The sequence below is a fragment of the Rodentibacter ratti genome (assembly GCF_002000485.1).
Taxonomy (GTDB): domain Bacteria; phylum Pseudomonadota; class Gammaproteobacteria; order Enterobacterales; family Pasteurellaceae; genus Rodentibacter; species Rodentibacter ratti.
Window position 1 is genome coordinate 20,891 of sequence record NZ_MLAJ01000007.1, and the last position, 14,209, is coordinate 35,099.

Sequence of the window (14,209 nt, forward strand, 5' to 3'; positions counted from 1 at the left end):
ATTCGGCAGTGAAGCAAGTCAACAGGCTGTGACAAAGTGGGTAAATTTTCTAAGCTGCCTATTCGGCAGTGAAGATAGATTGCGCCTTTCAGTGTTTGTGTGAGTTTTTCTAAGCTGCCTATTCGGCAGTGAAGCTAATGTGAAATCTCGTTTGCAAGGGGTTTACTTTCTAAGCTGCCTATTCGGCAGTGAAGTTTCAGACAAAGTGGTTGCCAGTTGTACGGTTTTTCTAAGCTGCCTATTCGGCAGTGAAGAATCAGGCGAAGAGGTAAACCCTGATTATCGATTTCTAAGCTGCCTATTCGGCAGTGAAGTTTCAATTGGTAAGTGAGGGAGGTTATTGCTATTTCTAAGCTGCCTATTCGGCAGTGAAGTAACTTCTTTTTTTCCTAATTGTTCTTGATTATTTCTAAGCTGCCTATTCGGCAGTGAAGCCGGATGTTTATGTAGCCCTCCCGATGCTTGATTTCTAAGCTGCCTATTCGGCAGTGAAGATCTACGTATTTCAGCATACGTGTTTCATCGATTTCTAAGCTGCCTATTCGGCAGTGAAGTTTAACAGATTGAATAAGTGGATTAGCGTTATTTTCTAAGCTGCCTATTCGGCAGTGAAGATCAATAACTTTGTTCAAGGGCTTATGCCTATTTTCTAAGCTGCCTATTCGGCAGTGAAGACCGCTTTCCGCCATTAATTCCAACATCGCAATTTCTAAGCTGCCTATTCGGCAGTGAAGTTATTTGTACTATCTTAACGCATATTATCATATTTCTAAGCTGCCTATTCGGCAGTGAAGATAAGAAATCCCCACTATGTGAGAACCGTTTTTTTCTAAGCTGCCTATTCGGCAGTGAAGTTTTAGTTATTCGACCCTTTGCCGTTTAACTGTTTCTAAGCTGCCTATTCGGCAGTGAAGATGTGGTAAAACAATTTTTTCAAGCTAAGATATTTCTAAGCTGCCTATTCGGCAGTGAAGAAATCATCACTCTTAGCTTACCGATTATGCGTTTTCTAAGCTGCCTATTCGGCAGTGAAGTATGATGCCATGGTGTCTTTAGCCTTTAATGTTTTCTAAGCTGCCTATTCGGCAGTGAAGTTGCTGAAAAAGTCATTTTACTTGAGAAGTCTTTTCTAAGCTGCCTATTCGGCAGTGAAGATTTTCGGCGCAGGGCTTGCCGGGTTTTCGTTTTTCTAAGCTGCCTATTCGGCAGTGAAGTCTTTAAGATTGCCAGTGAGTTTTTCAAGTAATTTCTAAGCTGCCTATTCGGCAGTGAAGTATATCCAATTTGTATTGAAAAAGTCAGTGATTTTCTAAGCTGCCTATTCGGCAGTGAAGAATCATAGGTAACATCTTGCCCTGTGAATCAATTTCTAAGCTGCCTATTCGGCAGTGAAGTAATGCGTTTATTGTTAGGTATCCCTTATCAATTTCTAAGCTGCCTATTCGGCAGTGAAGTAGAGATTTTAGATGAAAAATGCAGACAAATAAAGGATTCTCTAAAAAATTTAGTAGTAAAAGGAAAATTTTGAGGCTATATATAACTTATTGTTTTTATTTGTTTATTTTGTAAGGGAAAAATAAAGGGGGGAAAAGGAAGCCAAGTGGCTTCCTTTATTTAGATTAATTGGTTTATCTTTGTCGCATGGCGGGAAAGAGAATTACATCACGGATAGACGGTGCATTTGCATAAAGCATTGCAAGGCGATCAATTCCTAGGCCTTCACCGGCAGTTGGTGGTAATCCGTGTTCAAGTGCAACTACAAAGTCTTCATCTTTAAACATCGCTTCATCATCTCCGGCTTCTTTTGCCGCAACTTGTGCGTCAAAGCGTTCATTTTGGTCTTCCGCATCGTTTAATTCTGAAAAACCATTACCGATTTCACGTCCACCGATGAATAGTTCAAAACGGTCAGTAACCTCCGGGTTTTCATCGTTGCGACGGGCAAGCGGTGAAATTTCTGCCGGATGAGCCATTAAGAATGTCGGTTGAATTAAATGGTGTTCTGCTACTTCTTCAAAAATAGCGTTTACAATGCTACCTAATCCCCAAGATTTTTGCACTTCAATGCCTAACCGTTCGGCGGTAGCTTTGGCACGATCGAAATCGTATAAGTCTTCTTTAACAATGCCTTTATTTGCGCCGTATTTGATAGTTGCGTCATGCAGGGTAATGCGTTCGAATGGTTTACCAAAATCAAATTCGTATTCACCGTATTTCACAATGGTCGTACCAAGAATATCAATGGCTAGTTTGCGTAATAGTTCTTCAGTATTATCCATTAAATCGTGATAGTCCGCATAGGCTTGATAGTATTCCAACATCGTAAACTCAGGGTTATGACGAACGGAAACCCCTTCATTGCGGAAGTTACGGTTTAATTCAAATACGCGTTCAAAACCACCTACAACTAAACGTTTTAAGTAAAGTTCCGGTGCAATACGCAGATACATATCCACATCAAGGGCATTATGATGGGTAACGAAAGGACGTGCAGACGCACCACCCGGGATGGCTTGTAGCATTGGGGTTTCGACTTCCATAAATCCTTTTGAAATGAAATATTCACGAATTCCTGCAACGACTTTTGATCTAATGATAAAAGTACGGCGGGATTCTTCATTAGAAATTAAATCCAAATAACGTTGACGATAACGCATTTCTTGGTCGGTTAAGCCGTGGAATTTATCCGGCAAGGGGCGAAGTGCTTTGGTTAATAGTTGAACTTCGGTTGCTTTAACGGTAAGTTCTCCGGTTTTGGTTTTAAATAATGTTCCTTTAACACCGACAATATCGCCTAAATCCCATTGGCTAACTTCGTCTTTATATACGCCTTCCGACAGATTATCACGAGCTATATAAAGCTGAATTTTACCGCTCATGTCCTGTAATGTGATAAAGGTTGCTTTACCCATTGCACGGCGGGTCATAATACGACCGGCTACCGCAGTTACAACATTTTTTTCTTTTAATGTTTCGCTTTCTTCTTGTTGGTATTGATTATGTAAATCTTGTGCAAGAGAATCGCGGCGGAATTGGTTCGGAAAAGCATTACCTTTAGCGCGTAAGGCGGCTAATTTTTCACGGCGAACGAGCATTTCTCCATTGAGATCGAGTTCTTTTATTTCTTGTTCTGACATTTTTCTTTACCTTTTGATAGTGAGAATTGGGTTGTAAAACTTAGTGGAAAATGACCGCACTTTATAGTCCGGCTTTCAAACTGGCTTCAATAAAACGATCCAAATCGCCGTCAAGTACGGCTTGAGTGTTGCGATTTTCAATACCGGTACGCAAATCTTTGATGCGTGAATCGTCCAGCACATAAGAACGAATTTGGCTGCCCCAGCCGATGTCGGATTTATTGTCTTCCATGGCTTGTTTATCGGCATTTTTCTTTTGCAGCTCTAGTTCATACAATTTCGCTTTTAATTGCTTCATTGCCTGATCTTTATTTTTGTGTTGAGAACGATCATTTTGACATTGCACCACAATACCGCTTGGCATATGAGTAATTCGCACCGCACTTTCGGTTTTATTAACGTGCTGACCACCCGCACCGGAAGCACGATAAACGTCAATACGTAGATCTGCAGGGTTGATTTCTATATCGATATTATCATCAACTTCAGGATAAACGAATACGGCACTGAAAGAGGTATGGCGGCGGTTATTGGAATCAAACGGGCTTTTTCGTACCAAACGGTGAATACCGGTTTCTGTACGTAACCAACCGAAGGCATATTCACCGCTAATTTTAATGGTTGCAGATTTTAAACCGGCGACATCGCCATCGGAAACTTCCATTAATTCCGTTTTAAAGCCTTTGCTTTCCGCCCAACGTAAATACATACGCAATAACATTTCAGTCCAATCCTGTGCCTCCGTGCCACCGGAACCGGCTTGTAAATCCACATAACAATCGGATGCATCGTGTTCGCCACTGAACATACGACGAAATTCCAATTGTGCCAGTTGTGTTTCGAGTGTTTCTAATTCTGCGACGGCTTCGTTAAAGGTGTCTTCATCTTCAGCTTCTACCGCAAGTTCAAGTAAGCCGTCCACATCTTCCAAGCCTTGCTCCAGATTTTTGATGGTATTGACCACTTGTTCAAGGGAAACTCGCTCTTTTCCTAAGGATTGTGCTTTATCCGGATCATTCCATACTTCGGGCTGTTCTAATTCCGCATTGACTTCTTCTAAACGTTCGACTTTAGTGTCGAAGTCAAAGATACCCCCGAAGCACAGAAGTGCGGTCGGAAAGATCAGCGATTTTATTTTTCACAGGGTTTATTTCAAACATAATCAATTTGCTTTAACTATAAACTACCGAATTATATGCTATTTTCTTATTTTTGGGTAGCTAGGGTTGCAGAAATTGGTAATTTATCTATAATTCCAAATCCGCTTATTTAGCAAATTTAGGAATGAAAAATGAAAAAATTTTTAACCGCACTTTTATGCGCAATGGCAGCAAATGCAATGGCAGATGATTCAGCTATCAAAAGTAAATTACAAGCACTTGGTGCGAAAAATGTGGATATTAAAAATTCTCCTATCAGTGGTATTAAAACAGCTGTAACTGATGAGGGGATTATTTATGTCACGGAAGACGGCAAATATGCCTTTCAGGGAAAACTTTATGAATTAACCAATAAAGGTCCTGTTGATGTGGTAGGTAAATTATTGATGGATAAACTTAATTCCTACAAAAATGAAATGATTGTTTATCCGGCAAAAAATGAAAAGTATGTCGTCACGGTATTTATGGACATTACTTGCCACTACTGTCATTTATTACATCAACAATTAAAAGAATATAATGATCTTGGTATTACCGTGCGTTATTTAGCTTTCCCTCGTAACGGAATGAGAAGTGAAACGGCAAAACAAATGGAAGCTATTTGGACAGCCAAAGATCCTGTTTTTGCTTTAAATGAAGCTGAAAATGGCAGACCGCCAAAAGAAGTTAAAACGCCTAATATTGTGAAAAAACACTACGAGTTAGGTATTCAATTTGGCGTAACCGGAACTCCGAGTGTTATCACATCAAGTGGAGAGATCATCGGTGGATATTTAAAACCGGCGGATCTATTGGCTGCCTTGAAAGAAAGCGAATAATCATTTAGCGATAAACAAAAACGATATTATGTTTTATAAAAGAGCTGTTGGTTTAACAGCTCTTTACTTATGAATTATGAATAAACTCATTAAACGCCGTGAAATTCCGGTTGGAGGTTCTGTTACCGAACACCCCTTACTGGATCGTCTCTATCGTGCCCGCCATATTAAAAATACGAAAGAATTGGACCGCACTTTAAAATCTATGCTGAATCCGAATCAACTTCACGGTATTACTCAAGCGGTATCACTGTTGGTATCGGCTTACCAAACGCAACAAAAAATTGTCATTGTAGGTGATTTTGATGCAGACGGTGCAACCAGTACGGCATTAGCGGTATTGGCTCTTCGTCAGCTTGGTTTTACAAATATCGATTATTTAGTGCCGAATCGCTTTGAACAAGGTTATGGTTTGAGTATTCCCGTGGCGGAAATGGCGATTGAAAAAGGTGTTCAATTGCTAATGACGGTGGATAACGGTGTATCTTCTTTTGAAGGAATTGCTTTTTTAAAGGAAAAAGGTATCCGTGTATTGGTGACGGATCACCATTTACCTTCAGATACTTTGCCACCGGCAGATGCCATTGTGAACCCGAACTTAAATCAATGCGGTTTTCCTTCAAAATCCTTGGCCGGCGTGGGGGTCGCATTTTATTTAATGCTGGCGGTACGGGCTAGATTTCGTGATCTAGGGATTTTTACTGCGGAAAATCAACCTAACTTTACGGAATTACTTGATCTTGTAGCACTTGGTACTATTGCTGATGTCGTGCCGCTTGATCAGAATAATCGTATTTTGGCTTATCAGGGGTTAATGCGAATTCGTGCTAAACATTGCCGACCGGGCATTATTGCTTTAGCGGAAGTGGCAAATCGTAATATTGAGCAGTTTTCGGCAAGTGATCTTGGTTTTTCCATTGGACCACGTTTAAATGCGGCAGGACGATTGGATAATATGTCTCTTGGTGTGGAATTGTTGCTTGCGGAAGAAATGCAACCTGCGCGTGAACTCGCCTTAGAACTGGATCAGCTGAATCAAACGCGCAAAGAAATTGAAGCGGGAATGAAATTTGAAGCATTGGAAATTTGCCGAAATCTCACCGCACTTTTCAACGAATTACCAAGCGGTATTGTGCTTTATCAAGCGGATTGGCACCAAGGTGTGCTAGGGATTATTTCGTCCCGTATTAAAGATCAGTACCATCGTCCGGTTATTGCTTTTGCACAAGATGAAAAAGGCGTATTGAAAGGTTCAGCCCGCTCTATTGAGGGAGTGCATATTCGGGATCTGTTAGAACGAATTCATTCTCAATATCCCGATATGATCTTAAAATTTGGCGGACATGCGATGGCAGCAGGGTTAAGCATTCGTGAAGAATGTTTGACGCAATTTCAACAAATTTTTAATCAAACGGTATTCGAATGGTTGGATGACGCGCATTTACAAGGCATTATTTGGACAGATGGTGAATTAGGCTCGCATGAATTCACGCTTGAAACGGCTGAATTGTTAAAAAATGCGGGGCCTTGGGGGCAGGCATTCCCAGAACCTTGCTTTGACGGTGAATTTAAAATTTTGGATCAACGGGCAATTGGGCAGGGGCAAAATCATTTAAAAATGTTAGTTGAACCGAAGTTGGGCGGTCCGCTTTTGGATGCCGTTGCTTTTAATATTGATACCCGATTATATCCTGATTTATCCATTAAACAGGCTCGTCTGGCCTATAAATTGGACATAAATGAGTTTCGTGGTAATCGTAATATCCAGTTATTAGTAGATCATATTGAACCAATAGATGAGTAAAATAATAAAGTGGCGATGGGGGAGTCTTGCGTTATTTGCTATTGCAACACAATTTGCTTTCGCAGAAACGAACCCGAAAGATTTCTCTATACAAAATCAACCGCACTTGCCTTCTGCAAATACATTAAGATTTGAAGATGGGCGTGATTATTTTTCCTATAAAGAACCGGTAACCCATCCTTTGCGTGCAGATAAGAAAATCCGTATTCAATTCTTTTTTGATTATGATTGTCGGGTGTGCTCATCTGCACAAGATATTTTGGAATTTTATGGTCAAATGCGGCCCGATAAAATTGTTTTGGAACAATATCCGGTGGCAACTACAGAAAATCAATTTAGTGCGAAGATATTCTACACATTAAAAGCATTAAAAGCGGGGGAGCTATCTGATGTGTTATTGTTTGAAACCGCAGAAAAATCACGTTATGTCGAACTGGCCTCTTCGGCAAAAATGCTAAAATGGCTTGAGCAACAGGGCGTTGATAAACAAGCTTTTGTGAAAATTGAGAATTCTTTGGACATAAAGGAAAAGATAAAAGATTCTATTGAATTAACAGAAGAATACGGTGTTTTTACTTATCCCTATGTGGTGATTGGCGGAAAATATGTGCTGACGGCGAGTACGCTTTATAACGATGATTACAGTGTGGCAGTATTAGATTATTTAGTGAATAAATTGGAAAAGGAGAGAGAAAAATGAAGATCGGTGTTGTTGGAGCAATGGCACAAGAAGTCGAAATTTTGAAGGGATTAATGACGGATAAAATTGAAAAAAAAGTCGCAAGTGCGGTTATTTTTGAGGGAAAAATTAATGGAAAATCCGTTGCGTTGTTGCAGTCGGGGATTGGCAAAGTCGCCGCCGCAATAGGAACGACTGTTTTACTCCAATTAACAAAACCGGATATTGTGATCAATACGGGATCTGCCGGTGGAGTCGCAAAGGGATTAAAAGTAGGTGAGATTGTGATTTCTGATGAAACCCGTTATCACGATGCGGATGTGACAGCGTTCGGTTATGAAAAAGGTCAACTTCCATCGAATCCCGCTGCTTTTTTATCTGATGCCAAGTTGGCAGAACTTGCCCAAAAAATTGCTGAGGCGCAGGGACAATCGGTAAAACGTGGATTAATTTGTTCCGGTGACAGCTTTATTAACAGTGCAGAGAAAATTGCTGAAATCAAAGCTGATTTCCCAAATGTGACAGCTGTCGAAATGGAAGCAACGGCAATAGCACAAGTGTGTCATGCCTTTAATGTGCCTTTTGTTGTCGTGCGTGCAATTTCTGATAGTGGTGATGGAGAAGCAAGTATGTCTTTTGAGGAGTTTTTACCCCTTGCTGCGAAGCAATCTTCAGCATTAGTTTTAGGTATGTTAGATAAGTTATAGGATTTTTTATGGGAATCATTATTACCGTTGATGGGCCAAGTGGGGCGGGAAAGGGTACATTGTGCTACGCTTTAGCGGAAAAATTAGGTTATGCGTTATTAGATAGTGGGGCGATTTATCGCGTCACGGCGCTGGCGGCAATAAAAAGTGCGGTTGATTTATCAGATGAATTTGCTTTGGCAGAACTGGCACGCAATTTGGATATTCAATTTATTCCACAAGGTGGGGAAGTAAATATTTTATTAAACGGCGAAAATGTGAGTCATCTGATTCGCACCCAAGAGACCGCCGATGCCGCATCAAAGATTGCAATTTTTCCACAAGTTAGAGCCGCATTATTGCAACTTCAGCGAGATTTTGCGAAAAATAATAACCTCATTGCGGATGGACGCGATATGGGAACAGTCGTATTTCCTGAGGCACAGGTTAAACTCTTTTTAGACGCGAGTGCCGAAGAACGTGCAAAAAGACGCTATAAACAGTTGCAAAGCAAGGGAATTAGTGGTAACTTTGCACAGATTTTAGCCGAGATAAAGGAGCGGGATTTTCGCGATCGAAATCGTGAGGTCGCCCCCCTTAAACCGGCTAAAGATGCGTTGTTGCTTGATAGCACAACATTGACCATTGATGAAGTCATTACTCAGGCGATGGCCTATATTCAACAACGCAAAAATGCTTAACTTTGTTTATTCAAGGATGAATAGACGTTTATTCTCAACCCCACATCTTATGGATGAAATGTGGATGTTATTAACTTTTAAAGAAGATTATTTATATGTCAGAATCTTTTGCTCAACTCTTTGAAGAATCATTAAAAGGCCTTGAAACCCGTCAAGGTTCAATCGTTAGCGGTACTGTAGTAGCTATTCAAAAAGGTTTCGTCCTTGTTGATGCCGGTTTAAAATCCGAATCTGCAATTCCGGTTGCTGAGTTCCTAAATGCACAAGGCGAGCTTGAAATTCAAGTTGGTGATACTGTAAATGTTGCATTAGATGCAGTTGAAGATGGTTTCGGTGAAACTAAACTTTCTCGCGAGAAAGCGGTTCGTCATGAATCTTGGATTGAATTAGAAAAAGCTTACGAAGAAAAAGCGACTGTTATCGGTTTAATCAACGGTAAAGTAAAAGGCGGTTTCACAGTTGAGCTAAACGGTGTTCGTGCATTCTTACCGGGTTCTTTAGTTGATACTCGTCCGGCACGTGATGCGGATCACTTATTAGGTAAAGAATTAGAATTCAAAGTTATTAAATTAGATCAAAAACGTAACAACGTCGTGGTTTCACGTCGTGCGGTCATTGAATCTGAAAACAGCCAAGAGCGTGAACAAGTGTTGGAAAACCTTGTTGAAGGTTCAGAAGTTAAAGGTATTGTTAAGAATTTAACTGACTATGGTGCATTCGTTGATTTAGGCGGTGTTGATGGTTTACTACACATTACCGATATGGCTTGGAAACGTGTTAAACACCCAAGCGAAATCGTGAATGTTGGTGATGAAGTTACTGTTAAAGTATTGAAATTTGATAAAGATCGTACCCGTGTATCTTTAGGCTTAAAACAATTAGGTCAAGATCCTTGGGTGGCTATCGCTGAAAATCATCCGGTGAACAGCAAATTAACTGGTAAAGTGACTAACTTAACCGATTATGGTTGCTTTGTTGAGATCTTAGATGGTGTTGAAGGTTTAGTTCACGTTTCTGAAATGGATTGGACGAACAAAAATATTCATCCGTCTAAAGTAGTTAGCCTAGGCGATGTTGTTGAGGTAATGGTATTGGAAATTGATGAAGAACGTCGTCGTATTTCTTTAGGTTTAAAACAATGCAAACCTAACCCATGGACTCAATTTGCTGAAACTCACAACAAAGGCGACAAAGTAACCGGTAAAATTAAATCTATCACTGATTTCGGTATCTTTATCGGTCTTGAAGGCGGAATTGATGGCTTAGTTCATTTATCTGATATTTCTTGGAACGTATCAGGTGAAGAAGCTGTTCGTAACTACAAAAAAGGTGACGAAGTTTCTGCAGTAGTATTAGCGGTAGATGCAGTTAAAGAGCGTATTTCTTTAGGTATCAAACAACTTGAAGAAGATCCATTCAATAACTTCATTGCAATCAACAAAAAAGGTGCAGTAGTTTCTGCAACTGTGGTTGAAGCTGATGCAAAAGGCGCTAAAGTAGAATTAGTAGGCGGAGCAGAAGGTTATATCCGTGCAGCTGATCTTACTGATGAAGTTGCTGCGGGAGATGTTGTTGAGGCGAAATACACTGGTGTAGATCGTAAAGCCCGTATTGTTCACTTATCCGTAAAAGCAAAAGCTCAAGCTGAAGAAGCTGCGGCAGTTGCAAATGTGAATAACAAACAAGAAGAAGTTGCTATTCCAAATGCAATGGCTGAAGCTTTCAAAGCAGCTAAAGGTGAATAATTAATTTTATTCTGTCAGGCTGGGGTTGTCCCAGCCTTCTTTTTCTTCAAGTTTTATTGATAATTTATTTATCATAATGAATTATCAATAAAACTTATTGTCATAAACATATTAATAATAGAAATAAAGGAGAAATATGATGACTAAGTCAGAACTTATTGAGAATTTATCTGCTAAACATCCTTCTTTATCTATAAAAGAAATTGAAGGTGTTGTGAAAGATATTTTAGAACTCATTGCACAATCCTTGGAAGAGGCGAACCGTATCGAAGTTCGAGGGTTTGGCAGCTTTTCTCTTCATTATCGCCAACCCCGTCTGGGTAGAAACCCTAAAACAGGGGACTCTGTAAAATTAGATGCTAAATGTGTACCTCATTTTAAGGCCGGTAAAGAGCTGAGAGAACGGGTAGATATATTCTCTTAGAAATAAATGAAATAGCGACACTTAGGTGTCGTTTTTCATTGGAAACTTTGGCATAATAAAGAGGACATTTTTTAAAGGATCTTGCTATGATTAAATATATTCTAGGATTTATAATTGCTTTAGCCATTGTGCTTGTCGCAGTTACAATTGGTGCAAATAATGATCAAGTCATTACGTTCAATTATATTTTTGCCGAAAGCCAATTCCAGCTTTCAACCCTTGTCGCTATTTTATTTGGTTTAGGATTAATTTTGGGTTGGTTTATTACCGGTTTCTTCTACCTAAAATTGAAACTAAAAAACATGTCTCTTAGCCGTCAAATTAAACGTCAAACTTTACAAATTAACGAATTAACAACTACTCGTGATAAGGCTAAGGCAGAATAATGCTTGAGTTGCTCTTTCTGCTTTTACCCATTGCTGCTGCTTATGGTTGGTATATGGGGCAGCGTAGTGCTAAAAAAGATCAGGAAGGTATTAGCAATAAACTCTCCCGTGATTATGTTACTGGAGTGAATTTTTTGCTTTCTAATCAAACAGATAAAGCCGTTGATTTGTTTTTGGATATGTTACAAAAACAAGAAGCTAAAAATGAGATAGAAAGCCGTTCACAATTTGAAGCGGAATTAACCTTGGGTAATTTATTCCGTTCTCGCGGCGAAGTTGATCGAGCATTACGTATTCATCAAGCGCTTGATCGTAGTCCGGATTATTCTTTTGAACAAAAACTTCTTGCTAAACAGCAGCTTGCACGTGATTTTATGACCATAGGTTTTTTTGATCGCGCAGAAAATCTTTATATTTTATTAGTAGATGAACCAGAGTTTGCTGAAAATGCACTACAACAGCTTTTGTTAATTTATCAAAAGACAAAAGAGTGGAAAAAAGCAGTAAATATTGCTGAAAAATTAGCAAAAATTCATCCTAAAGATAATAATATTGAACTGGCTCAATGTTATTGTGAATATATTCAAAGTACGAATACTGAAAGTGCGGTTGAAAAACGTCATATTTTACAAAAGGCACTGCAAGTTTCTTCAACATGCGTTAGAGCTTCAATGTTATTAGCCGATTTAGATATTGCAGAAAAATCTTATCAACAAGCAATTAAAGTATTAGAAAATGTGCTTTATCAAAATCCCGATTATATTGGAGAAGTCCTCCCCACTTTAAAATATTGCTATACAGAATTAAATCAGCTTGATAATTTTGAATTATTTTTAATCCGTGCAGGGCAAGTCGCGAAGAATGATGGCGTTGATTTGGCACTTGCAAAATTAATTGAAGAAAAAGATGGAAAATCTGCCGCACAAGCGAATCTTTATCAACGATTAACGAAAAATCCAAGTACACTTATTTTCCATCGCTTTATCCAATATCAAATTGATGACGCAGAAGAAGGTCGAGGAAAAGAAAGCCTTATTTTACTCCATAAAATGGTAGGAGAGCGTATTAGACAGAGTGCTGTTTATCGTTGCTCAAATTGTGGTTATCAACTTCATAAACTACTTTGGAATTGTCCGTCCTGCCGTCATTGGGAAACAATCAAACCATTATCCGCACAAGAACATCATTAAAGAGGAAAATTATGACTAACAAAGTTATTGTTGCACTTGATTATGAGACGGAAGCAGAAGCGCTTGCGTTAGTTGATCAAATTGATCCGAGTCTATGTCGTTTAAAAGTAGGGAAAGAAATGTTTACCACTTTGGGAACGAATTTTGTAAAACAGTTACATCAACGTGATTTTGACGTTTTCCTTGATCTAAAATTCCATGATATTCCAAATACCGTGGCAAGAGCAGTTCGTTCTGCCGCAGATTTAGGCGTATGGATGGTGGATGTTCACGCCAGTGGCGGTTTGAAAATGATGGAGGATGCGAAAAAAATTCTTGAGCCTTATGGTAAAGATGCGCCACTGTTAATTGCTGTGACTGTTTTAACCAGCATGGAAGATTTAGATTTACTTCAAATCGGTATCAATGCTTCCCCGATGGAACAAGTATTACGCCTTGCACATTTAACGCAGCGTGCAGGATTAGACGGTGTGGTTTGTTCACCACAAGAAGTGGAAATTTTGCGTAATAGCTGTGGGGCTGATTTCAAATTAATTACCCCTGGGATCCGTCCAATTGGTGCTGATTTTGGTGATCAACGCCGTGTGATGACACCGGCTGCTGCGATTAAATCCGGCTCGGATTATCTGGTTATTGGACGTCCAATAACACAAGCAGAGAATCCGGCAGAAGTCCTTCGCTCTATTAATGCTTCTATTGCACAGTAGCTAGCTATGTCTGACTCAGTTTTAGTTTATTCCACGGAAAGTGGGCGAATTAAAGAGGAAAAGGCACAGCCATTAAGACCTAAAGGTGATGGTATAGTGCGTATTCAGAGGCAAACCAGTGGCCGAAAGGGGGCTGCGGTTTCTGTTATTACCGGATTGGATTTACCGGATGAGGAATTGAAAAAACTTGCTACGGCTCTCAAAAAACGTTGCGGTACAGGTGGCTCAGTAAAAGATGGTAATATTGAGATTCAAGGTGAAAAACGAGATTTGCTCAAAGGATTACTGGAAGAAAAAGGTTTTACCGTTAAACTGGTAGGCGGCTAGAAAAGTAAAAATCCATCTTTATTAAAGATGGATTTTTTATATCTGATTTTAGTGAATGTAAGCGACGATCATTGCACCAATAAAGCTTACTAGAGCAAGCAGGAGAAATATTGGATTTGCTTTCACCACTTTTCTGCCAAAGAATTTTGCTGAAAAGATAACATACAAAATGAGCAGACAGAATTTAGCAATAAGCCAAGCTTCTAATTCAAAAGGCAATAAGAAAAATAGGGTCAGACCGCTGACAATTAAAAGTGTATCCGCTAAGTGCGGTAAAATTTTTAACAATTTTATGGCTCGCCAATCTTTCCCACCTAATTGCATTATTCCACGAATAAGCAAAAGCCCTAAACTTAAAAACGCACAAAAAACGTGCAAAGAAATTAACATAATCACTCCAAATGTTTATTGCGGAAAAGTGCGGTCAAAATTAACCGCACTTTTT

At 39.4% G+C, this 14,209-nt stretch carries 14 protein-coding genes and 1 CRISPR repeat array (1 of these 15 only partly in view); of the genes, 11 read left to right on the plus strand and 3 right to left on the minus strand.

Annotation, left to right across the window (positions count from 1 at the left end):
- Positions 1–1,454: a CRISPR direct-repeat array (repeat unit 28 nt; unit sequence TTTCTAAGCTGCCTATTCGGCAGTGAAG) (it extends 1,334 nt beyond the left edge of the window).
- Positions 1,455–1,628: 174 nt separating this feature from the next.
- Together lysS and prfB are read right to left on the minus strand one after the other, a co-directional pair.
- Positions 1,629–3,137 carry a lysine--tRNA ligase gene (gene lysS, locus BKG94_RS07160; RefSeq protein ID WP_077435664.1) on the minus strand — a complete coding sequence of 503 codons (1,509 nt, stop codon included), beginning with the start codon at positions 3,135–3,137 and terminating at the stop codon, positions 1,629–1,631.
- A gap of 61 nt (positions 3,138–3,198) precedes the next feature.
- A protein-coding gene (gene prfB, locus BKG94_RS07165; protein ID WP_143538918.1) for a peptide chain release factor 2 occupies positions 3,199–4,297 on the minus strand; the annotation gives its coding sequence in 2 pieces (ribosomal slippage) (positions 3,199–4,221 and positions 4,223–4,297; 1,098 coding nt in all).
- 131 nt (positions 4,298–4,428) lie between these two features.
- Between prfB and dsbC the strand changes: the two genes are divergently transcribed.
- From dsbC to yciH, 11 genes are all read left to right on the plus strand, one after another.
- Positions 4,429–5,115, plus strand: a complete 687-nt coding sequence (gene dsbC, locus BKG94_RS07170) for a bifunctional protein-disulfide isomerase/oxidoreductase DsbC (RefSeq protein ID WP_077435668.1) — start codon at positions 4,429–4,431, stop codon at positions 5,113–5,115.
- Between the two features lie 76 nt (positions 5,116–5,191).
- Complete coding sequence (gene recJ, locus BKG94_RS07175) at positions 5,192–6,919, plus strand: single-stranded-DNA-specific exonuclease RecJ (protein ID WP_077435670.1); 1,728 nt, start codon at positions 5,192–5,194, stop codon at positions 6,917–6,919.
- Positions 6,912–7,619: a thiol:disulfide interchange protein DsbA/DsbL gene (locus BKG94_RS07180; protein WP_077435672.1), complete on the plus strand. Its 708-nt coding sequence runs from the start codon at positions 6,912–6,914 to the stop codon at positions 7,617–7,619. The genes recJ and BKG94_RS07180 overlap by 8 nt, the downstream gene beginning before the upstream one ends.
- Positions 7,616–8,305: a 5'-methylthioadenosine/S-adenosylhomocysteine nucleosidase gene (mtnN, locus tag BKG94_RS07185; RefSeq protein ID WP_077435674.1), complete on the plus strand. Its 690-nt coding sequence runs from the start codon at positions 7,616–7,618 to the stop codon at positions 8,303–8,305. Before BKG94_RS07180 ends, mtnN begins: the two co-directional genes overlap by 4 nt.
- An 8-nt stretch (positions 8,306–8,313) precedes the next feature.
- Positions 8,314–8,985, plus strand: coding sequence for a (d)CMP kinase (gene cmk, locus BKG94_RS07190; RefSeq protein WP_077435676.1), 672 nt, complete (start codon positions 8,314–8,316; stop codon positions 8,983–8,985).
- A 95-nt stretch (positions 8,986–9,080) separates the two neighbouring features.
- On the plus strand, positions 9,081–10,730 hold the full coding sequence (rpsA, locus tag BKG94_RS07195) for a 30S ribosomal protein S1 (protein WP_077435678.1): 1,650 nt from the start codon (positions 9,081–9,083) through the stop codon (positions 10,728–10,730).
- A gap of 139 nt (positions 10,731–10,869) precedes the next feature.
- Positions 10,870–11,154 (plus strand): integration host factor subunit beta, encoded by a 285-nt coding sequence (locus tag BKG94_RS07200; protein ID WP_077435922.1) that lies wholly within the window; start codon positions 10,870–10,872, stop codon positions 11,152–11,154.
- Positions 11,155–11,240: 86 nt separating this feature from the next.
- Entirely contained in the window at positions 11,241–11,540 is a 300-nt protein-coding gene (locus tag BKG94_RS07205) for a LapA family protein (protein ID WP_077435680.1), read from the plus strand.
- A complete protein-coding gene (lapB, locus tag BKG94_RS07210) occupies positions 11,540–12,730 on the plus strand; it encodes a lipopolysaccharide assembly protein LapB (protein WP_077435682.1) in 1,191 nt (396 codons plus the stop codon). Before BKG94_RS07205 ends, lapB begins: the two co-directional genes overlap by 1 nt.
- A gap of 11 nt (positions 12,731–12,741) precedes the next feature.
- Entirely contained in the window at positions 12,742–13,437 is a 696-nt protein-coding gene (pyrF, locus tag BKG94_RS07215) for an orotidine-5'-phosphate decarboxylase (RefSeq protein WP_077435684.1), read from the plus strand.
- A gap of 6 nt (positions 13,438–13,443) precedes the next feature.
- Positions 13,444–13,764: a stress response translation initiation inhibitor YciH gene (gene yciH, locus BKG94_RS07220; protein ID WP_077435686.1), complete on the plus strand. Its 321-nt coding sequence runs from the start codon at positions 13,444–13,446 to the stop codon at positions 13,762–13,764.
- A 48-nt stretch (positions 13,765–13,812) separates the two neighbouring features.
- Here yciH and BKG94_RS07225 read toward each other — a convergent pair whose 3' ends face one another.
- Entirely contained in the window at positions 13,813–14,154 is a 342-nt protein-coding gene (locus BKG94_RS07225; protein ID WP_077435688.1) for a SirB2 family protein, read from the minus strand.
- Positions 14,155–14,209: the final 55 nt, after the last annotated feature.